At 63.6% G+C, this 22,126-nt stretch carries 15 protein-coding genes; 4 read left to right on the forward strand and 11 right to left on the reverse strand.

All coding sequences use genetic code 11. From position 1 onward, the window contains the following. Nucleotides 1-75 precede the first annotated feature (75 nt). The 8 genes from gltB to pilM form a co-directional block, all read right to left on the reverse strand. A complete protein-coding gene (gene gltB / locus AC5O5I_RS26330; RefSeq protein WP_494511790.1) occupies nt 76-4,521 on the reverse strand; it encodes a glutamate synthase large subunit in 4,446 nt (1,481 codons plus the stop codon). 374 nt (nt 4,522-4,895) lie between these two features. Beyond that, nucleotides 4,896-6,491 carry an SPOR domain-containing protein gene (locus AC5O5I_RS26335; RefSeq protein WP_494511791.1) on the reverse strand — a complete coding sequence of 532 codons (1,596 nt, stop codon included), beginning with the start codon at nt 6,489-6,491 and terminating at the stop codon, nt 4,896-4,898. Nucleotides 6,492-6,506: 15 nt separating this feature from the next. Continuing rightward, a complete protein-coding gene (gene aroB / locus AC5O5I_RS26340) occupies nt 6,507-7,604 on the reverse strand; it encodes a 3-dehydroquinate synthase (RefSeq protein WP_494511792.1) in 1,098 nt (365 codons plus the stop codon). 89 nt (nt 7,605-7,693) lie between these two features. Continuing rightward, complete coding sequence (aroK, locus tag AC5O5I_RS26345) at nt 7,694-8,212, reverse strand: shikimate kinase AroK (RefSeq protein ID WP_172228889.1); 519 nt, start codon at nt 8,210-8,212, stop codon at nt 7,694-7,696. Between the two features lie 4 nt (nt 8,213-8,216). After that, complete coding sequence (locus AC5O5I_RS26350) at nt 8,217-9,485, reverse strand: type IV pilus secretin PilQ (RefSeq protein WP_494511793.1); 1,269 nt, start codon at nt 9,483-9,485, stop codon at nt 8,217-8,219. Beyond that, the gene (locus AC5O5I_RS26355) at nt 9,415-10,410 is read right to left on the reverse strand and encodes a pilus assembly protein PilP (protein WP_494512791.1); all 996 of its coding nucleotides are present in this window, start codon (nt 10,408-10,410) and stop codon (nt 9,415-9,417) included. Before AC5O5I_RS26355 ends, AC5O5I_RS26350 begins: the two co-directional genes overlap by 71 nt. Nucleotides 10,411-10,421: 11 nt before the next feature. Continuing rightward, a complete protein-coding gene (locus AC5O5I_RS26360) occupies nt 10,422-10,958 on the reverse strand; it encodes a PilN domain-containing protein (protein ID WP_494511794.1) in 537 nt (178 codons plus the stop codon). Further along, on the reverse strand, nt 10,955-11,836 hold the full coding sequence (pilM, locus tag AC5O5I_RS26365) for a type IV pilus biogenesis protein PilM (protein ID WP_172228883.1): 882 nt from the start codon (nt 11,834-11,836) through the stop codon (nt 10,955-10,957). The genes AC5O5I_RS26360 and pilM overlap by 4 nt, the downstream gene beginning before the upstream one ends. Before the next feature lie 181 nt (nt 11,837-12,017). Between pilM and AC5O5I_RS26370 the strand changes: the two genes are divergently transcribed. Next, nucleotides 12,018-14,468, forward strand: a complete 2,451-nt coding sequence (locus AC5O5I_RS26370; RefSeq protein WP_494512792.1) for a penicillin-binding protein 1A — start codon at nt 12,018-12,020, stop codon at nt 14,466-14,468. Nucleotides 14,469-14,663: 195 nt separating this feature from the next. Here AC5O5I_RS26370 and AC5O5I_RS26375 read toward each other — a convergent pair whose 3' ends face one another. From AC5O5I_RS26375 to rpmE, 3 genes are all read right to left on the reverse strand, one after another. After that, on the reverse strand, nt 14,664-15,932 hold the full coding sequence (locus AC5O5I_RS26375; protein WP_172226107.1) for a malic enzyme-like NAD(P)-binding protein: 1,269 nt from the start codon (nt 15,930-15,932) through the stop codon (nt 14,664-14,666). 178 nt (nt 15,933-16,110) lie between these two features. Then, nucleotides 16,111-16,932 carry a thermonuclease family protein gene (locus tag AC5O5I_RS26380; protein WP_494511795.1) on the reverse strand — a complete coding sequence of 274 codons (822 nt, stop codon included), beginning with the start codon at nt 16,930-16,932 and terminating at the stop codon, nt 16,111-16,113. 2 nt (nt 16,933-16,934) lie between these two features. Continuing rightward, entirely contained in the window at nt 16,935-17,150 is a 216-nt protein-coding gene (rpmE, locus tag AC5O5I_RS26385; RefSeq protein ID WP_172226101.1) for a 50S ribosomal protein L31, read from the reverse strand. Nucleotides 17,151-17,316: 166 nt separating this feature from the next. On the opposite strand from rpmE, the gene AC5O5I_RS26390 reads away from it, so the two are divergent. The 3 genes from AC5O5I_RS26390 to AC5O5I_RS26400 all read left to right on the forward strand — a co-directional run bounded on the left by AC5O5I_RS26390 (nt 17,317) and on the right by AC5O5I_RS26400 (nt 22,087). After that, on the forward strand, nt 17,317-19,536 hold the full coding sequence (locus AC5O5I_RS26390; RefSeq protein WP_172226098.1) for a primosomal protein N': 2,220 nt from the start codon (nt 17,317-17,319) through the stop codon (nt 19,534-19,536). Nucleotides 19,537-19,650: 114 nt separating this feature from the next. Next, entirely contained in the window at nt 19,651-21,387 is a 1,737-nt protein-coding gene (gene argS / locus AC5O5I_RS26395; RefSeq protein WP_494511796.1) for an arginine--tRNA ligase, read from the forward strand. A 1-nt stretch (nt 21,388) separates the two neighbouring features. Then, nucleotides 21,389-22,087 carry an SPOR domain-containing protein gene (locus tag AC5O5I_RS26400; protein WP_172226092.1) on the forward strand — a complete coding sequence of 233 codons (699 nt, stop codon included), beginning with the start codon at nt 21,389-21,391 and terminating at the stop codon, nt 22,085-22,087. The last annotated feature ends 39 nt before the right edge of the window (nt 22,088-22,126 follow it).

Here is a 22,126-nt window from a genome sequence, read left to right on the forward strand (position 1 = left end):
CAAGACGATCACTTAAGCCGGGCAAACCTCGAGCGCTTCTACGTGCAGCTCGGGGCTTGCCACTTGCAGCTGTTGTTACTGCGGGTTGGCACGGGTGCTGGACAGCAGTTGCTTCAGGTTGGCCGCCTTCGGCTTGACCAGCCAGAAGCGCCGCACGTAGTCGTCCAGGTTCTCCGAGAGCTCGCGCCCCCACTCGCTGCCGGTTTCTTCCACATACTCGCCAAGGACCCGCGCCAGGTGGCTACGGTAGGCTTCCATCGCTTCACCACTGATACGCTGGATTTCCACCAGCTCGTGGTTGAGCTTGTCGACGAAGCTGTTGTCCATGTCGAGCACGTAGGCGAAGCCGCCAGTCATGCCAGAACCGAAGTTGTAACCGGTCTTGCCCAGGACGCAGACAAAGCCGCCGGTCATGTATTCACAGCAGTGATCGCCAGTACCCTCGACAACAGCGTGGGCGCCGGAGTTACGCACAGCAAAACGCTCGCCCGCAGTACCGGCGGCGAACAGCTTGCCGCCAGTGGCACCGTACAGGCAGGTGTTGCCGACGATGGCGCTGTGCTGGGTTGCGAACGGGCTACCGGCTGGCGGCACGATGGTGAGCTTGCCACCGGTCATGCCTTTGCCAACGTAGTCATTGGCGTCGCCTTCCAGCAGCAGGTTAAGGCCACCGGCGTTCCACACGCCGAAGCTCTGCCCTGCAGTGCCTTTGAAGCGGAAGGTGATCGGGTTGGCGGCCATGCCCTGGTTGCCGTACAGCTTGGCGATTTCACCAGAGATACGGGCGCCAATGGAGCGGTCGCAGTTGCAGATATCGAGGCTGAACTCGCCACCGGCCTGGTCGCGAATGGCCGGCATGGCCATTTCCACCATTTTCTCGGCCAGTTCACCCTTGTCGAAAGGCGGGTTCCTGTCGACTTCGCAGAACTGCGGCTTGTCCGCCGGAATGTGCGAGCTGCCCAGCAGCGGGGTCAGGTCCAGGTATTGCTGGCGCTCGGTGTCGCCTGGCAGCACGTCGAGCAGGTCGGTACGGCCGATCAGCTCGCCAAGGCTGCGTACGCCCAGCTTGGCCAGCCACTCACGGGTTTCTTCGGCGACGAAGGTGAAGAAGTTGATCACCATGTCGACGGTGCCGATGTAGTGGTCCTTGCGCAGTTTGTCGTTCTGCGTGGCTACACCGGTGGCGCAGTTGTTCAGGTGGCAGATGCGCAGGTACTTGCAGCCCAGGGCGATCATCGGCGCGGTGCCAAAGCCAAAGCTTTCGGCGCCGAGGATGGCTGCCTTGATCACGTCCAGGCCGGTTTTCAGGCCGCCGTCGGTCTGTACCCGTACCTTGCCGCGCAGGTCGTTGCCACGCAGGGTCTGGTGGGTTTCAGCCAGGCCGAGCTCCCACGGGGCGCCGGCGTACTTGATCGAGGTCAGCGGCGACGCGCCGGTACCACCATCGTAACCGGAAATGGTGATCAGGTCGGCATAGGCCTTGGCGACGCCAGCGGCGATGGTGCCGACGCCGGCTTCTGCCACCAGCTTGACCGAAACCAGGGCCTGCGGGTTGACCTGCTTGAGGTCGTAGATCAGCTGGGCCAGGTCTTCGATCGAGTAGATGTCGTGGTGCGGCGGTGGCGAAATCAGGGTCACGCCCGGTACCGCATAGCGCAGCTTGGCGATCAGGCCGTTGACCTTGCCGCCTGGCAGCTGGCCGCCCTCACCGGGCTTGGCGCCTTGGGCAACCTTGATCTGCAGCACCTCGGCGTTGACCAGGTATTCCGGGGTCACGCCAAAGCGGCCGGTGGCCACCTGCTTGATCTTCGAGCTGCGAATGGTGCCGTAGCGCGACGGGTCTTCACCGCCCTCGCCGGAGTTGGAGCGCGCGCCCAGGCGGTTCATCGCCTCGGCCAGGGCTTCGTGGGCTTCTGGCGACAGTGCACCCAGCGAGATACCGGCGGAGTCGAAGCGCTTGAGGATGGCGTCCAGCGGCTCGATCTGCTCCAGCGGCAGCGGCTGGTCAGCAACTTTCACCTTCAGCAGGTCGCGGATCATCGACACCGGGCGCTGGTCGACCAGCGTGGTGTATTCCTTGAACTTGGCGTAGTCGCCCTGTTGCACGGCGGCTTGCAGGGTATTCACCACGTCCGGGTTGTAGGCGTGGTACTCGCCACCGTGAACAAACTTCAGCAGGCCACCTTGCTGGATCGGCTTGCGCGCGCTCCAGGCTTCGGCAGCCAGCAGCTTCTGGTCGCTTTCCAGGTCTTCAAAGCGTGCACCCTTGATGCGGCTGGATACACCCTTGAAGCTCAGGCCAACCACTTCTTCGGCCAGGCCAATGGCTTCGAACAGCTGCGCACCACGGTACGAGGCGATGGTGGAGATGCCCATCTTCGACAGGATCTTCAGCAGGCCCTTGGAGATACCCTTGCGGTAGTACTTGAAGACTTCGTCCAGATCGCCCAGCACTTCGCCGGTGCGGATCAGGTCGGCCAGCACTTCATAAGCCAGGTACGGGTAAACGGCCGAAGCACCGAAGCCCAGCAGCACGGCAAAGTGGTGCGGGTCACGGGCGGTGGCGGTTTCCACCAGGATGTTACTGTCGCAACGCAGGCCCTTTTCGGTCAGGCGGTGGTGCACCGCACCCACGGCCAGCGAGGCGTGCACCGGCAGTTTGCCCGGGGCAATGTAGCGGTCGCTCAGCACCAGCTGGGTCTTGCCGGCGCGCACGGCTTCTTCGGCCTGGTCGGCGATGTTGCGGATGGCCGCTTCCAGGCCCACGCTCTGTTCATAGTTGAGGTCGATCAGCTGGCGCTCGAAGCCTTCGCGCTCCAGGTTCATCAGCGAGCGCCACTTGGCGGGCGAAATGACCGGCGAGCTGAGGATTACCCGCGAAGCGTGCTCCGGGGACTCCTGGAAGATATTGCGCTCGGCGCCCAGGCAGATTTCCAGCGACATCACGATCGCTTCGCGCAGCGGGTCGATCGGCGGGTTGGTCACCTGCGCGAACTGCTGGCGGAAGAAGTCGTACGGCGAACGCACGCGCTGCGACAGAACCGCCATCGGCGTGTCGTCACCCATCGAGCCGACCGCTTCCTGGCCCTGTTCGCCCAGTGGGCGCAGCACCTGGTCACGCTCTTCAAACGTGACCTGGAACATTTTCATGTATTGCTTGAGCTGGTCAGCGTCGTAGCTGGCCGCGCCTTGGTCATCGGTCAGCGTCGCCTGGATGCGCGTGGCGTGCTGACGCAGCCAGCGTTTGTACGGGTGGCGCGACTTCAGGCGGTTGTCGATGGCGTCGGTGTCGAGAATTTGCCCGGTTTCGGTGTCCACGGCAAGGATCTGGCCCGGGCCGACACGGCCTTTGGCCACAACGTCCTCGGGCTGGTAACCCCATACGCCGATTTCCGAGGCGATGGTGATGTAGCCATTGGTGGTAGTCACCCAGCGCGCCGGGCGCAGGCCGTTGCGGTCGAGCAGGCACACCGCGTGGCGGCCTTCGGTCATGACGATACCGGCCGGGCCATCCCACGGTTCCATGTGCATGGAGTTGTATTCGTAGAAGGCGCGCAGGTCGGCGTCCATGGTCTCGACGTTCTGCCAGGCTGGCGGTACCAGCATGCGCACGCCGCGGAACAGGTCGATGCCGCCGGTGACCATCAGCTCGAGCATGTTGTCCATGCTGGAGGAGTCGGAACCGACGCGGTTGACCAGCGGGCCGAGCTCTTCGAGGTCGGGGATCTGGTCGTTGGCGAACTTGGTGCGACGGGCCATGGCCCAGTTGCGGTTGCCGGTAATGGTGTTGATCTCGCCGTTGTGGGCGAGAAAGCGGAACGGCTGCGCCAGCGGCCATTTCGGCAAGGTATTGGTGGAGAAGCGCTGGTGGAACACGCAGATCGCAGTCTGCAGGCGCGGGTCATCCAGGTCAGGGTAAAACGCCGCGAGATCGCGCGGCATCATCAGGCCTTTGTAGATGATGGTCTTGTGCGAGAAGCTGCAGATGTAATGGTCGGCGTCGTGGGCGTTGGCCACGGACGAACGGCGACGCGCACTGAACAGCTTGATGGCGAATTCCTGGTCGCTCAGGCCTTCACCGCCGATGAACACCTGCTCGATCTGCGGCAGGCGCTCCAGGGCCAGACGGCCGAGCACGCTGGTGTCGATCGGCACCTTGCGCCAGCCGACCAGCTTCAGGCCGGCCGCGAGGATTTCGCGGTCCATGTTGGCGCGGGCAGCTTCGGCTTTGACCGGGTCCTGGTTGAAGAACACCATGCCAACGGCGTACTGCTTTGGCAGCTCGACGGCGAAGTGTTCCTGGGCCACGGCACGCAGGAATTGATCGGGCTTCTGCATCAGCAGACCGCAACCGTCACCGGTCTTGCCGTCGGCGTTGATACCGCCGCGGTGGGTCATGCAAGTCAGGGCCTGCATGGCGGTTTGCAGAAGGTGGTGGCTCGGTTCGCCCGTCATATGGGCGATCAGGCCAAAACCACAGTTGTCCTTGAATTCTTCGGGATGGTACAGACCTGTTTTCATAGACACATTCTCACCAGGTTCACCTCTCAACGGAGGTAAATCTCTTTTTTAACAACCACTTACCATCCACGCCGATCAAACGCCAGCTTTTTTGCGGTGGTCATGGAAAACCATTGTTGCACAGCGACAGCGATGCCCACAAATTTTCATGTCTCACCATTGAAAATTTATGTCGCAATTTTGAATGTTTTTGCGCCATGCGCCGTGATAACGGCTTGGCCGGAGTCTGAAGCGTTTCAGCCATGACTGCAACTAGGGGCTTGTGGCCGGCAGTCCGGGACAGAAAAGCCTGCCGCGCTCAGGCGCAGCAGGCTAGACGAAAAGTCAGTTATCGCTCAGCAACTGGGCGGCGGGGTGTTGCCGCCCGGCAGGTATCAGCGGGCCGAGGCCAGCTCTTGTTGGACGCTGGCGACGGTACGTGGCCAAGGTTTACCAGCCTGGACCTTCGCTGGCAAGTTCTTGATTGCCGCAACCGCAGCGTCACGGTTGGCGAAGCTGCCGTAAGTGACGACGTACAGGGGCTTGCCCTGCAGGTTTTTCTTGAAGTAGCGATAGTCGCCACCCTGGGCCTTGACGAACGCCTGGGCCGAAGCCTCGGAGCTGGTACCCAGGATTTGCACCACGTAGTTGCCTGGTTTCTGCCCGGAGTACCAACCACCGCCAGCGCTGCCAGTGGCCGCTGGTTTCTCGGCAGGCTTGGCAGCTGCGACCTGGGCCGGCGCTGGCGCAGGCTTGGCAGGCGCAACCGGCTTGGCAGGCTGGGTTGCGACCGGTTTTGGCGCAGGCGCAACCGGACGTGGCTGGGCAGGGGCCGTGGCAATCGGCTGCGCAGGCGCAGGCGCCGGGCCGGCTGGTACACCTTGAGGCGGTGCGATGGTGGTAACGGTCGGCGGCGGGTTGCCAGGCTGCAGGGCCGTATCGCCAGCCGGGCTGCCTTCTTCACCCTCACCCATGCCTGCGGCCTGGGCCAACGGTTCGCGCATCACCGGTTGCGACTGGCCCCCCAGCGGCAGGGGCGTCGGCTGGGACGAGCCGGAGAATTCGATGGCAGCGCCAGGCTTGCCTTCGCCGAGCGGCAGCTGGGCCTGGGCGGGCGCTTCGGCAGGTGGCTTGTCGCCTTTCTTGGGCATCAATACCGCAGCCGCAACGGCGACCACAACCACAGCGGACAGTGCGAGCACATGTTTTTTAGGCATCTTGAACCCCATGGATGGTCGCTTGGCCGTCGAGCGGCTGGCGATCATGGCTTCGATCAAAGTGTCACGGGCGACCTGGTTGATGTTGCCAGGCCAGCCGTCGGAGTTTTCATGGATATCGACGATCTGTTCACGGCTGAACACCTCGATGCCCCGGCCAGCCCCTTCCAGGCGCTGTTCCAGGTACTCGCGGGTCTCTTCTTCACTGTAGGGGGCAAGCTCGATGATGTGGAAACGTTCTTCCTCGACATCGAGTTCGTCCAACCCGGCAATCAGTGATGGCTCACCGAACAGGAACACGTGCGGTCGCCCTTCTGGCACGCCCGCTGCCAACTCCAGCAACGCTTGGAGTGCCGACTCGTCGAGTTGTTCCGCATCGTCCACCAGCAAATACACTTCCTGCCCGGTCAATGCCAGCTGCACGACCTTGGACAGGATCGCCTGCATTTCAGCCTGGGCCACATCCAGCTCCTGCGCGACCTGCGCAAGCACGCTGCCGGCATCGCTGGCACTACGGGCGGACACCACCACACTCTGCACGGTCTGCTTGTTGGTGCTGGCCACCAGGGCCTGGCGCAGCAGCGACTTGCCGCTGCCCAGCGGGCCGGTGACCACCAGCATCAACTGGCTGTAGCGTGCCAGGTGGTGCAGCTGCCCGAGCACGGGCTTGCGCTGGGCCGGGAAAAACTTGAAGCCGGGCACACGCGGCGCGAACGGATCGTGGCTCAACTGGTAATGGTCGAGAAAGGCCTCATCGGCATGCAAACTGGTCATTGCGCTGTCACAACCTCAAAGCTGGGCCACGATCGCGCGGTAATCCGCCGACAGCGTGGCCTGTAGAATCTCTTTCGGATAGTCGTCGGTCACCACGGCTTCCCCCATCTGGCGCAACAGCACCAGACGCAGACGCCCGTCGAGCACCTTCTTGTCGACCGCCATGTGTTCCATGAAATGCGCCGGTGTCATTTCCTGTGGTGGCACCACCGGCAAACCTGCGTTCTGCAACAGGCGGATACCGCGATCACGTTCGGCCTGGCTGATCCAGCCGAGGCGCATGGACATTTCCAGGGCCATTACCGTGCCGGCCGCCACGGCTTCACCGTGCAGCCAGACGCCGTAGCCCATGTGAGTCTCGATGGCATGCCCGAAGGTATGCCCCAGGTTCAGCGTGGCTCGCACGCCGGCTTCGCGCTCGTCGGCACCGACCACTGCAGCCTTGGCCTCGCAGGAGCGGCGGATGGCTTCGGTCAGGGCTTTCTGGTCGAGGGCGCGCAGGGCCTGCATGTTGTCTTCGAGCCAGGCGAGGAACGACTGGTCGCAGATCAGGCCGTACTTGATCACTTCGGCCAGGCCTGCAGACAACTCGCGGGCCGGCAGGGTCTTGAGGCTGGTGGTGTCGATCAGCACTGCATTGGGCTGATAGAACGCGCCGACCATGTTCTTGCCCAGCGGGTGGTTGATACCGGTCTTGCCGCCCACCGAGGAGTCGACCTGGGACAGCAGGGTGGTCGGCACCTGGATGAAGTCGACGCCGCGCTGGTAGCAGGCCGCGGCGAAGCCGGCCATGTCACCGATCACGCCGCCGCCCAGGGCGACCACGGTGGTGCGCCGGTCATGCCGGGCAGTCAGCAGGCCGTCGAAGATCAGCTGCAGGGTTTCCCAGTTCTTGTGGGCTTCGCCGTCGGGCAATACCACCGGCAGCACCGAGTAGGCACCCAGGGTCTTGCTCAGGCGTTCGAGATACAACGGCGCGACGGTCACATTGGAAACAATCGCCACCTGCCGCCCGGCAATGTGCGGCGCCAGCAACTCGGGCTGGTCCAGCAGGCCTTCGCCAATGTAGATCGGGTAGCTACGCTCGCCCAGGTCGACCTTAAGTGTCTGCATGTATCCCCACAATGTACTTGGGCGCGGGGGCGACCCGCGCGGTAACGTTGAACCTCGCCTCGGCGCTGGTCGCCGAGAATAGTCCCGGCTTAACGGGGCGGCAACTGCTGCAAGCGCTCGAGAATATCGATCACCACCATGCGTGGCGGCCGCTCGTCGGTTTCTACTACCAGGTCGGCGATCTCGCGATAGAGCGGGTCACGGGCTGCCAGCAGGGCACGCAAGGTTGCTTCGGGGTTGGCAGTGCGCAGCAGCGGGCGATTACGGTCGCGCGCGGTACGGCCAACCTGTTGTTCCACCGAGGCATGCAGGTAGATTACCCGGCCACCCTGGCGCAGTGCCTGGCGGTTGGCTTCGCGCATTACCGCGCCGCCACCGGTGGCCAGCACCACGCCGTCAAGTTCGCACAATTCAGCGATCATCGCCTGCTCGCGATCACGGAAACCGGGCTCTCCTTCCTTGTCGAAAATCCACGGGATGTTGGCGCCGCATCGCAGTTCGATTTCCTTGTCGGAATCCTTGAACAGCAGGCGCAGCTCTTTGGCCAAAAGGCGTCCGATGGTGCTTTTACCAGCGCCCATGGGCCCCACAAGTATCAAATTTCGCACAGAATCAACGACTCACAGCAATCGCCTGGTCACTCATGATACGCGGAGTCAGGAAGACCAGCAGCTCGGATTTTTTCTCTTGTAATGCATCGCGTCGAAACAGCCGCCCAACATACGGCAGATCACCGAAAAATGGCACCTTGTCGACCACATTGTTTTGCGAAGTCGAATACACCCCGCCAATAACGATCGTCTCGCCGTCGGCCACACGAACCTTGGCGTTGACCTCGTTCTTGCGGATCGGCGGAACGTTGTTCAAGGCATTGACGTAATCCGGCTCGTCCTTGGTCACCCTCACGGTCATGATCACCTTGTTGTCCGGGGTGATCTGCGGGGTGACCTCCAGCGACAGTGAGGCTTCGCGAAACGTCACCGACGTAGCGCCGCTATGGGTGGTCTCCTGGTACGGCACTTCGGTGCCCTTGATGATCCTGGCCGTTTCCTTGTCGGCCGTGACCACCTTGGGCTGCGAAATGATTTCGCCGTTGCCGCTTTTTTCCATGGCACTGAGCTCAAGGTCGAGCAGCACGCCCCCGCGCAGCAGGCCCAGGCCAATGCTGCTGCCGGCGCGTTCTACTCCGAGGTCGACGAACAGCTCCTTGCCCGGCCGGATATTTTCCCCGTACAACGGCCCGCCCCAGCGCACTCCCAGGCTCTTCTCATAATCGACGCTGGCCTCGACGATACGCGCCTCGATCGCTACCTGACGGACCGGCACGTCCAGCTGCTGCACCAACTGCCGTATCTCGGCAAGGCGGTCGGCTGGCTGGTGCGCAACCAGGGTATTGGTGCGCTCATCGACACTCAGGCTGCCACGTCCCGCAAGAATGCCGTCATCCGCGAGGCTCGCCATCAGCAAATCGGCCAGTTCAGCGGCCTTGGCGTGATAGATGGGCAGCAGTTCTCGGCGCAGCGGCTGCACTTGCGCATCCAATGACGGCCCCACACGGCTATCTGACGATTGGCCGGCAAACTCCCCCGCAGGCGCGACCAACAGCACATTGCCGTCCTGGCGCCGGGCGAGGCCTTTGCTGCGCAGCACCAGGTCAAGGGCCTGGTCCCATGGCACATCCTGCAAACGCAGGGTGACACTGCCCTGCACCGAATCGCTGGCAACCAGGTTGACGCCGGCGTAGTCGGCCAGCACCTGCAGCACCGCACGCACTTCCACGTCCTGGAAGTTCAACGACATCGGCTCACCCTTATAAGGCGTCGCCGACACCAGCGGGATAGGCAGCAACGCCGCCAGTGCCCATTTCTTCACTATTTTCATCCTGATCCGGGGCCTCCTTGCCCAGGCGCCTTGCGAGGCTGACGAACGCTGTGCGCTCGTGCCACAGCCCTGCCAGGAACAGCCGTTCACGTACTTCGACATGACGCGGGTCGACCTGCGTCACCACCCCCAGGTCGCGCCCGAGGCGATCTCCCTGGCGCACGCGATAGAGCCTGCCAGCCGCCATCAGCAGCGCTTCGTGCGCGGCCCCACGTGACAGGCTGCCGACCATTTCCAGTTGCCCAAGGGGCACGCTGGCCAGCCCACTACTAGCCATTTGCATAGCCTTGGGCGCAAATGGGTCAAGCGCAGGCGCTGGCGATGCGGCCACGGCAGGCAACTGCGCAAGTAGGCCAGCAGCGGGCATAGGTGCCGATGCGTGATAGGCATCGACCTGTAACCGAAGCCGCAACAACCCAGGCTGATCATCGGCAGCCTCCAGGCGCATGTCACCGCTGCGCAGTATGCGCGTCTGGCTCAACCAGTCGTCCAGCCACACTCGCAAAGCGGCATAACGCCCCACCACCTGCAACTCCAGCGGCACTCTGCGAAAACCAGCCTGCTGCTGGTCTTCATGCACCTCAAGTCGCTCGATGAGCAAGCCCTGCGCACGGCCCGACGCCGCCAGGCGGTCCAGCAGATCGCTCATGCTCTCGCCTGCGGCCAAGTGCCAGTGCGCCTCACGCAGCCGCCGCTCGGCATCTGCCACAGCAGCCTGGAGGTGCTCCAGTTCCGCCAGCTGCGCGCTGCTGGCAGCCTGTTGCTGGTCCAGTGCGGCGTACCTGGCATGCTCCTGAGCCTGTTGCTGCAAAAGCGACGGCAGGCGGATCGCGCAACCCAGACTGAACAGCAGCACGGCCACCAGCACGGGTGCCAGCCGCCTGAGCCGGCGGGAGCCCTGTGCAACCGCCAGCCAGGCGAGCATCCGTGCTGCGGTCACGACCAGAACGCCGAAACACGCGCAGACAGCAGAAATTCATCGCCCCCCGCCAGGCTCTTGATGCGCTTGAGTTCCAGATCGATCAATACACTCGAGCGGCCAAGATCGCGCATGAACTGTGCGACAACGGCAGCGGACGGGGCCAGGCCGGTCATGTGCAGGCGGCCGTTTTCCAGGCTCAGATCGAGCAGTTGCACCCCCACTGGCAGCGCTCCCTCGAGGTCGACAAACACGCTGGCCAGGAGCCCCTGACCGCTGCGCAAGCCCTCCAGCTCGGCCACGCTGACGAGCAGCGCCGCATGTTGCGCACGGATATCGGCCAGCGGCTGCAACTGCTCGCCCAACATCCCGAGGCCTGCCTGGTGGTGTGTATTGACCAGCGCCTGTTGCTGCCCTCGCACACGGGCAAGCTGGTCGACCAGCATCACGGCGCACAAGCCCAATAGTGCAGCAGCGACCAGCTGCCTGCGAAAACGCCGCAACGCCGCCTGGCGTTGCCGCTCGCGCCAGGGCAGAAGGTTCAGCCGCATCATGGCTGCCACCCTCCAACCGAGAGGGCGCCAGCCAGCAGCATCGAGCCATCAACTTGCTCAAGACCCGCCAGACCGGGCAGCTGCCGACATGGCAGCTCAAGCTGCTCGCTCAGGCCCTGCAGCCAACCGGGATCGATCAGTGCGCTGCTGGCAACCCAAAGCCGCGCAGGCAGATACGCTTCGGCAAACAGTGCCTGCAAATGCTCTGGCAGCTGCCCGCTTGCGCGCAACTCATCCTGTGGCAATTCAACGCGCAGAAAGGCCTTGCCCGGCTGCCAGCCATAAAGGGTGACGCTACGCGTTTCGAGACGCAGCAGCGCCGATCCCTCCATACAGCCCTGTGGCAACATGCGAGAAAGGGCAATGTTGTCGACTTCAACGGCCGCCAACTCCAGGCCGGCCTCTTCAACCACCGTTGCGAGCGACGCCAACGCACTCTGCCGACAGGCCGCGACCATCACCTCGAGGCAACCTGGCTGCACGCGGGATGGCCCCAGCGCCTGAAAGTCCAGGGCCAGGTCTTCCAGCGGAAACGGAAACAGCCGTTCAGCGTCGGCCAGCAGCTGCACCTCCATCTCTGCCCCATCCCGCTCCCCGGGCAGATGACACAGCTTGCAGATGACCTGGTTGGCGGACAGCGCCAGCGCTACCCGGCGCTGCCTGACACCGCTGCGCCGGTAGGCACGCTGCAATGCAGCGACCACCAGCCCGGACTCGCCCCGCCAATCATCGCCAAGCGGCGAATGGAGCGGCTCTTGTGCCGAACCCACTACCCGCCAGCGCCGGTTGCGCTGCTGCACTTGCAGTATCCGAACGGCGTCGGAGGCAATTTCCAACCCCACGAGTGAACCGGCATCCTTGCCAAAGCGTCCTAGCACTGCGGCCTCCTTGCTGTGCGGTGCGACCCCGCGGCAACACTGGGCCGAGGCTGCCCATCGAGGCGACGGGCAGCCTGGCCGGTAACCCGGAGAGGCGAAAAAATGCTTATAATGCCCAGCGTTTTCTGGTCCGCTGGACCTGCGTGCAATCCACTCCCAACCTGGACACCGAAAAGCCTTGATACGTCTGCTGAAGTTCTTCTGGTGGTCTTCCGTCGCAGTCATCTGCGCGCTCGTACTCGGTGTGAGCGGTGCGTTTCTGTATCTTAGCCCCAGCCTGCCCTCGGTCGAGTCCCTCAGAAGCATCCAGTTGCAGATCCCCCTCAGGGTGTACAGCAGCGATGGCAAACTGATCGCCGAATTTGGCGAAATGCGCCGCTCGCCGATCCGCTTCGCGGAAATCCCCCCACAATTCATTCAGGCACTGCTGTCAGCCGAGGACGACAATTTCCTCAACCACTATGGCGTAGACCCCAGCAGCCTGATGCGCGCCGCGACCCAGCTGGTAAAGACCGGGCACATCCAGACCGGCGGCAGCACCATCACCATGCAGGTGGCCAAGAACTTCTTCCTGACCAGCGAACGCAGCTTCTCGCGCAAGACCAACGAAATTCTGCTGGCCCTGCAGATCGAGCGCGAACTGACCAAGGACGAGATCCTTGAGCTGTATGTGAACAAGATCTACCTGGGCAACCGCGCCTACGGCATCGATGCCGCCGCGCAGGTGTACTACGGCAAGTCGATCCGCGACGTGAGCCTGGCGCAGATGGCGATGATCGCCGGCCTGCCCAAGGCACCGTCGCGTTTCAACCCGCTGGCCAACCCGGCGCGCGCCAAGGAGCGCCGCGACTGGATCCTCGGCCGCATGTACAAGCTGGGCAAGATCGACCAGGCCAGCTACCAGGCCGCACTGGCCGAACCGCTGAACGCCAGTTACCACGTGCCGACCCCGGAAGTGAACGCGCCTTACATTGCAGAAATGGCCCGCGCCGAAATGGTCGGCCGCTACGGCAGCGAGGCCTACACCGAAGGCTTCCGCGTCACCACCACAGTGCCCAGCGACATGCAGGAGATGGCTAACAAGGCCATCCTCGGCGGCCTCTCCGACTACGATGAGCGCCACGGCTATCGCGGCCCCGAAGCACGCTTCCCGGGCCGCACCCAGGCAGCCTGGCTGCAGGAACTGGGCAAGCAGCGCACCCTTGGCGGCCTGGAGCCGGCCATCGTCACCCAGGTAGAAAAAACCGGCCTCCGGGTTTTGACCCGTGACGGCCAGGAAGCCGAGGTCGCCTGGGACACCATGAAATGGGCGCGCCCGTTCATCAATACCAACTCCATGGGCCGCGCACCGCAGTCGCCGGCTGACGTGGCTCAGGTCGGTGACCTGGTGCGCCTGCAACGCCTTGAGGATGGCAAGCTCAAGTTCAGCCAGGTGCCAGGTGCACAAAGCGCCCTGGTTACCCTGGACCCTTACAATGGCGCCATCCGGGCACTGGTGGGCGGCTTCTCGTTCGAGCAAAGCAACTACAACCGTGCCATGCAGGCCAAGCGCCAGCCAGGTTCGAGTTTCAAGCCATTCATCTACAGCGCGGCCCTGGACAGCGGCTACACCGCGTCCAGCCTTGTCAACGATGCGCCGATCGTGTTCGTCGACGAGTCCGTGGATAAAGTGTGGCGGCCGAAGAACGACACCAACACCTTCCTCGGCCCGATCCGCATGCGCGAAGCGCTGTACAAGTCGCGTAACCTGGTATCGATCCGCCTGCTGCAGGCCATGGGCGTTGACCGCACCATCGACTACATCGCCAAGTTCGGCTTCAACAAGCAGGACCTGCCGCGCAACCTGTCGCTGGCCCTGGGTACCGCCACCCTCACGCCGATGGAGATCGCCACCGGCTGGAGCACCTTTGCCAATGGCGGCTACAAGATCACCCCGTACCTGATCGACCGCATCGAAAGCCGCAGCGGCGAGACTCTGTTCACCGCCAACCCGCCTCGCGTACCGCAAGGCAGCGAGGACCAGGCAGGCCTGGCTGCGCCCGAACAGCCGATCAGTACTGCTGCCCTGCCAGGCGAAGCGCCCTCGGCCTTCGGCCAGGTGGCGCCTGCACCGCAGGTGCCGGCCATCGCCGAACAGATCATCGACGGGCGCACCACCTACATTCTCACCAGCATGCTGCAGGACGTGATCAAGCGTGGTACCGGCCGCCGGGCGCTTGCCCTGGGCCGCACCGATCTGGCGGGCAAGACCGGTACCACCAACGAGTCGAAGGACGCCTGGTTCTCCGGTTACAACGCCGATTACGTGACAACCGTGTGGGTGGGTTTCGACCAGCCAGAAACCCTCGGCCGCCGCGAATACGGTGGCACCGCAGCGCTGCCGATCTGGATGAGCTTCATGGGTGCGGCGCTCAAGGACAAGCCTGCGCATGCGCCGGCAGAGCCGGAAGGCATCCTCAGCCTGCGCGTCGATCCGGTCAGCGGCCGCGCCGCCTCGCCGGGCACACCGAACGCCTACTTCGAGCTGTTCAAGGCCGAAGATTCACCGCCGTCGGTGGATGAACTGGGCAATGGTTCGGTACCGGGTAGCCCGCTGCCAGCGGATGAAGCGGCGCCGATGGATCTGTTCTAAGGCTGGATGCTGGCTAGGTGCCCGACTCTGGTTTTGCGTGGGCGCGTAAATCGAGCGCTGCGCGGGCGGCGCTCGATCTCACAGGCGCCAAAAATGCTGTGGCAAGCACCTGTTAGCCCTGACACATTCCCACCGCCCACAAAAAAGCCCCGACTCACAAGAGCCGGGGCTTCTTAATGACAGCTACAACGGCAATCAGCCGTTGAACACCTCATCCACGCTGGTCAGCGGGTAGTGCTTCGGATACGGCAGGGTAGCCACGCCGGATTCGATGGCGGCCTTGGCCACGGCGTCGGAAACGACGGTGATCAGGCGAGCGTCCAGCGGCTTCGGAATGATGTACTCACGGCCGAATTCCAGGCCGTCGACGCCGTAGGCTTCACAGACTTCTTTCGGCACCGGCAGCTTGGCCAGGTCTTTCAGGGCGATGGCGGCAGCGATCTTCATTTCTTCGTTGATGCGCTTGGCGCGAACGTCCAGGGCACCACGGAAGATGAACGGGAAGCCCAGTACGTTGTTGACCTGGTTCGGGTAGTCGGAACGACCGGTAGCCATGATCACGTCGTTGCGCGTGGCGTGGGCCAGCTCTGGCGAGATTTCCGGGTCCGGGTTCGAGCAGGCGAACACGATCGGGTTGGCAGCCATCGACTTCAGGCCTTCCGGGCTCAGCAGGTTCGGGCCGGACAGGCCTACGAACACGTCGGCGCCGTTGAGCGCGTCAGCCAGGGTACGCTTGTCGGTAGCGTGGGCGAACTGTGCCTTGTACTGGTTCAGGTCATCACGGCCAGCGTGGATCACGCCGCTGCGGTCGATCATGTAGATGTTTTCGACCTTGGCGCCCATGCTCACCAGCAGCTTCATGCAGGAGATGGCGGCAGCGCCGGCACCCAGGCAAACGATCTTCGCTTCTTCGAGCTTCTTGCCGGCGATTTCCAGGGCGTTGATCATGCCGGCCGCAGTGACGATGGCGGTGCCGTGCTGGTCATCGTGGAAGACCGGGATATCGCATTGTTCAATCAGCGTGCGCTCGATTTCAAAGCACTCAGGTGCCTTGATGTCTTCGAGGTTGATGCCACCGAAGGTGATCGAAATGCGGCGTACGGTGTCGATGAAGGCTTGCGGGCTTTCCGATTCGACTTCGATGTCGAACACATCGATACCTGCAAAACGCTTGAACAGAACACCCTTGCCTTCCATGACCGGCTTGGAAGCCAGTGGGCCGAGGTCGCCCAGACCGAGGATGGCGGTGCCATCGGAAATCACCGCAACCAGGTTGCCTTTGCCGGTGTATTTGTAAGCCAGCTCTGGATCACGGCCGATTTCACGCACAGGCTCTGCAACACCTGGGCTGTAGGCCAGGGCGAGGTCACGGGCGGTGGCGGTGGGCTTGGAAAGCTCGACGCTCAGTTTCCCCGGACGAGGTTGAGCGTGGTATTCGAGAGCGGCGGTTTTCAGGTCTGACATGGTGGGCATTCCGCTATTTACTGTTCTGACGGACCGCCGAGGATACGCAAAGAGCCGGGGAGTCACAAGACTGGTCGGTCACTTGTGTCAAGGCCTTTAGGCTACGACTTTACGCTATAACCCACGGGGGCATACGGCTCACAGTGTGTACAATCTCATAGCGAAATGTCTACATCTTTCAGCCTGAAGTTCGCTCCAACATGCTCGGATCGGTCAATGGCAACACCCAGCGCCGCTGCCCGGGCTTGAGGCCGCCCTTGCGGGAACGATCCAGCACCCAACCGCGCGCTTCGACCTGGCGTCCCTTGAGGTTATCGAAGAAGCTGGCGGGGAAGTTGCGCTGCAGACGAGCGGGAACCTGCAACACCACGCTATTGCCCAGGGTCAGCCAGACGCCGCCGCGATTGCGCTCGATGCCTTCGATACGGCCACCGATCAGGGCGAAACCTGATTGTCTGACATCACTCGCACGTACCACCGGCGAACGCCGCCACATCCCGGCCCCGGCCTTGCGCGCTGCCTGCTCGGCAAGCTGCAGGCAGCTGCTGAGGCGCACATTCGGCGCCACCGCCACGCGGTAGCCCAAGCCCTCGCTGAGCAACTGTGCTTGCAGATTGTCGCCATTGCGGCCGTAGATATGTGCCAGCGTGCGGCCGTATCTGTCTTTGCCTTCAGCACCCCGCACCAGCCCGACACGCCCGTCACTGGCCTTGACCAAGGCCTGGAGGCGACGCTTGGCAGCCTCGGCATAGGGTTCGCTGCTGCGCCCGTTACGGCCGAGTTCCGGGGCATTGATGCCGATCAGCCGGACGCTGCGGCCATCGACCAGGCGCACGGTATCGCCATCCACCACCTGGCGCACCGCCACCTGCTGCGGCCGCTCCGGCAGCGGGCAGAAGGCCAGGGCCGGGACATGCCAGATGACGCCCATAAAAAAAGCGCCCACAAGGGGCGCCTTTTTTTGCAGCAATGCGAAACCCGAGGGGTTCGCCATGCGCATGATTACTTCTTGGTACCGAACATACCGAAGCGATCGGCGAACTTCTGTACGCGACCACCGGTGTCCAGGACTTTCTGCTTACCGGTATAGAACGGGTGGCACAGGTTGCAAACGTCGATCGACAGGGTGCTGCCCAGGGTCGAACGGCTTTCGAACTTGTTGCCGCAGCTGCAGGTGACTGCAACTACTTCGTAGTTCGGGTGGATACCTTCTTTCATGGTCACTTCCTCGAGCTGCGTGCCGCCACCCAACACCAATTGTTGAATACCGCACGTAATTAGGCGGCAAATAATACCAGAGCACAGCGCCAGCGCAAGTTGTCGCTTGCACCGACCGTCGTCTGCTAGGCTCGCCAGTCCTGTAATACCCTCCGAGACTTTTCGCGTGTCCGACGTCATCCTGCGCCTTGCCCTGCCCTCCCCGTTGCGCCGCCTGTTCGACTACAAGGCGCCGGCGAGCATGGCGCGCCAGGCCCTGACCCCGGGCATGCGCATCCGCGTGCCCTTCGGCCGCCGCGAAATGATCGGTGTGCTGGTGGAGGTCTGCGCACAAAGCGAAGTACCTGCCGACAAGCTGAAGCCAGCCAGCGCCCTGCTCGACCCGGTGTCGCCGATCCCACCGGCATTGTTCAAGCTTTGCCTGTGGACCGCCCAGTACTACCAGCACAGCCTGGGCGACACGCTGAGCTGGGCCTTGCCGACGTTGCTGCGCCAGGGCGAAGCCGCCGAGATGCGCCAGGAACGCTTCTGGCACATAGCACCCGGTGCCCGCCTGGAAGACCCGCGCATTGCCCGTGCGCCGCGCCAGCGCGATGCCCTGAAAACCCTGGGCCAACACCCGCATGGCGTGGCCCACAGCCTGCTGGCCAAGCTCAACCTGAACAAGGACAGCCTCGACCTGCTGCTGGCCAAGGAGCTGGTGCAGATAGAGGTCCGCCGCCACTTGCCAGCGCTACGCCATGAACACTGGCTGGCCCAGCCCGAGCTGCCGCTCAACGAAGAGCAGCAAGACGCCTTCGAGGCCGTGCGCGAAGGCTTCGGCGGCTTTGGCGCATTTCTGCTGGCCGGCGTCACCGGCAGCGGCAAGACCGAGGTGTACCTGCAACTGATCCGCGAAACCCTGGAAGCCGGCAAGCAGGCGCTGGTGCTGATCCCCGAAATCAACCTCGGCCCGCAGACCCTGGCGCGTTTCGAGCAGCGTTTCAATGCCCGCATCGCCCTGGTGCATTCAGCGGTGAGCGACCGCGAGCGCCTTGACGCCTGGCTGGCCGCACGGGACGGCGAGGCAGACATCATCATCGGCACCCGCTCGGCCCTGTTCACGCCAATGAAGAACCCTGGCCTGATCATCATCGACGAAGAGCACGACGGCTCCTATAAACAGCAGGAGGGCTTGCGCTACCACGCCCGCGACCTGGCGCTGGTACGCGCTCACCAGGAAAACATCCCGATTCTGCTCGGCTCCGCCACGCCGTCCCTGGAAACCCTGCACAACGCCCTTACTGGCCGCTACCGCCTGCTGCGCATGAACCAGCGCGCAGGCGGCGCCCGCCCGCCGCGCATGCTGCGCCTGGATGTGAAGAGCCTGCCACTGGACAGCGGCATCAGCGGCCCGCTGCAGCAGGCAATCCGCCAGACACTGGAAGCCGGCCAGCAAGTACTGGTGTTCCTCAACCGCCGCGGTTTTGCCCCCACCTTGCTGTGCCACGATTGCGGCTGGTTGTCCGAATGCCCGCGCTGCGACGCGCGCATGACCGTGCACCAGCGCTCTGCGGTGCTGCGCTGCCACCACTGCGGTTACGACGAACGCCTGCCGCACCAGTGCCCGAAATGCAACCACGTTGACCTGCGCCCGGTCGGCGCTGGCACCGAGCGGGCCGAGGAACGCCTGAAGGTGCTGTTCCCGGACTACCCGATCCTGCGGGTGGACCGCGACAGCACCTCGCGCAAGGACGCCATGCACAACCTGTTCAGCACCATCCAGCGCGGCCAGCCAAGCATCCTGGTTGGCACCCAGATGCTTGCCAAGGGCCACCACTTTCCGCGGGTAACCCTGGTGGCCATCCTCGATGCCGATGGCGGGCTGTTCTCCGGCGATTTTCGCGCCAGCGAACGCATGGCGCAGCTGATCGTGCAGGTGGCCGGACGTGCCGGGCGTGCCGAAGAGCCCGGCAAGGTCATCATCCAGACCCACCTGTCCGACCATCCGCTGCTGGTACAACTTACCGAACAAGGCTATTTCGCCTTTGCCGAGCAGGCCCTGGACGAACGCCGGGCAGCAGGGCTGCCGCCCTACTCCCACCTGGCTTTGCTACGTGCCGAAGCGCACAAGCCGGGGCAAGCCGAAGGCTTCCTCGACGAGGCTTGCGCCGCTGCCGAACGCCTGGTGGCCGAACAGCGCCTGCCGGGCGTCGAGCTGCTGGGGCCGGTGCCCGCCCCCATGGAACGGCGCGCCGGGCGCTTCCGCGCGCAACTATTGATACAGGCCAACACCCGGGCGCCTTTGCATCGACTGATCAGCGCGTGGTTGTTAGTGTTGGAGCAGTTGCCGAGCGGGCGGCAGGTACGTTGGTCGCTGGATGTCGACCCGGTCGACCTCTACTGAGCTTGCGGCTTGCAGCTCAAAGGTTGGCAACCCGCTCCCAGCCACGGATAATGCCCAGTTTTTCCACCTGCGCATCCAGGCGCTCACCGCGCTTGCGGTCGAAAAGAGATCCCCATGAAAGACACCATTCGCCAGCTGATCCAGCAAGCCCTCACCCAACTCGTCAACGACGGTGTGCTGCCTGACGGGCTGTCGCCGGCGATCCAGGTGGAAAACGCCCGGGACAAGACCCACGGCGATTTCGCCAGCAACATCGCCATGATGCTGGCCAAGCCGGCCGGCATGAAGCCACGCGACCTCGCCGAAAAACTGATCAACGCACTGCCGGCCAGCGCCGACATCAGCAAGGTGGAAATCGCCGGCCCCGGCTTCCTGAACTTCTTCCAGAACACCGACGCCCTGGCCAGCCGCCTGGATGCCGCCCTGGCCGATGCCCACCTGGGCGCGCGCAAGGCCGGCCCTGTGCAAAAGGTGGTGATCGACATGTCGGCACCCAACCTGGCCAAGGAAATGCACGTTGGCCACCTGCGCTCGACCATCATAGGTGACAGTGTGGCGCGGGTGCTCGAGTTTCTCGGCGACAACGTGATCCGCCAGAACCACGTGGGCGACTGGGGTACCCAGTTCGGCATGCTGATGGCCTACCTGCAGGAAAACCCGATCACCAGCGACGAGCTGTCGGACCTGGAAAACTTCTACCGCGCCGCCAAGAAGCGCTTCGACGAGTCCGAAGAGTTCGCCACCCGCGCGCGCGGCCTGGTGGTCAAGCTGCAAGCCGGCGACCCGGAGTGCCTGGCCCTGTGGACGCGTTTCAAGGACATCTCGCTGTCGCACTGCCAGAAGACCTACGAGCTGCTCAACGTCAAACTGACCATGGCCGACGTGATGGGCGAAAGCGCCTACAACGACGACCTGGCCAATGTGGTTGCCGACCTCAAGGCCAAAGGCCTGCTGGTCGAGGACCAAGGCGCCCAGTGCGTGTTCCTCGACGAGTTCAAGAACAGCGAAGGCGAGCCCCTGCCGGTGATCGTGCAGAAGGCCGACGGCGGCTACCTGTACGCCACCACCGACCTGGCAGCCGTACGCTACCGCAGCAACGTGCTCAAGGCTGACCGCGCCCTGTACTTCGTCGACCAGCGCCAGGCCCTGCACTTCAACCAGGTGTTCGAAGTGGCGCGCCGCGCAGGCTTTGTCGGCCACCCGATGCAGATGGAGCACATGGGCTTCGGCACCATGAACGGCGCCGACGGCCGCCCGTTCAAGACCCGTGACGGCGGCACCGTGAAGCTGATCGACCTGCTCACCGAGGCCAAGGAGCGCGCCTACGCGCTGGTCAAGGAAAAGAACCCGAGCCTGGCCGACGAAGACCTGCGCCACATCGGCGAAGTGGTGGGCATCGGCGCAGTGAAATACGCCGACCTGTCCAAGCACCGCACCAGCGACTACAGCTTCAACTTCGAGCTGATGCTCAACTTCGAAGGCAACACCGCCCCTTACCTGCTGTACGCCTACACCCGCGTAGCCGGTGTGTTCCGCAAGCTGGGCAAGGGCTTTGACGAAGTCGACGGCAGCATCGTGCTGCAGGCCCCGCACGAGCAGGACCTGGCCGCGCGCCTGGCGCAGTTCGGCGAGGTCCTGAACAGCGTCGCCGAAAAAGGCACCCCGCACGTCCTGTGCAGCTACCTGTACGACCTGGCCGGGCTGTTCTCCAGCTTCTACGAGAACTGCCCGATCCTCGCCGCCGAAACCCCGCAGCAGCAGCAGAGCCGCCTGCGCCTGGCGGCCCTGACTGGCCGCACCCTCAAACAAGGTCTGGAACTGCTCGGCCTGGAAACCCTGGAGCGCATGTAAGTTGGCTGCCAAGAAAAAACCTGCCCCAAAACGCGGCGCCAGCCGCCAGACGGCGCCGGCCAAACAGCCCATCCCAGGCTGGGTATGGCTGGCGGTCGGCCTGACCGTAGGCGCGTTCATCGTATTCCTGATGAAGCTCGAGCCCGGTGGCGACGACATCAAGCGCGCCAAGCCCGAGCAGCAGAAGCCGGAGAAAGTGGCCGAAGCCAGCAAGCCAGGGCAGGCCACCCCGCAACAGCCGGTGAAGCCGAAGTACGACTTCTATACCCTGCTGCCGGAGTCCGAGGTGATCGTACCGCCCGAGGCGGTGCCCGAGAAAACGCCACCCGTGCCAGCCCAGCCGGTAACCCCGGTGACACAGGCAGAAGCGGCGAAGATCGACACTGCAAGGGCGCAGGCGGCACTGCTGGGCCAAACCCCGCCACCGGCACCACCGGTGATCAAGCCGGCGGCGACTACCCAGTTCTTCCTGCAGGCCGGCTCGTTCCGCAAACAGGCGGACGCCGACAAAGTGCGCGCGCAGATCATTCTTCTTGGGCAGTCGGTGAAGGTGGAATCGGGTACGGTCAAGGATGAAACCTGGTACCGCGTGCTTGTCGGGCCGTTCAGCAACCGTGAACAGCTGACCGGCGCGCAGAAACAGCTGGCCGGAGCAGGCTTCAGCAACCTCTTGCTGCAACAGCGCCAAACCCGCCAGTAACCTGCACACAGGGGGCGCTTTGCGCCCCCTGTCACGTCA

The sequence above is a fragment of the Pseudomonas sp. 9_2_1 genome, assembly GCF_059295275.1.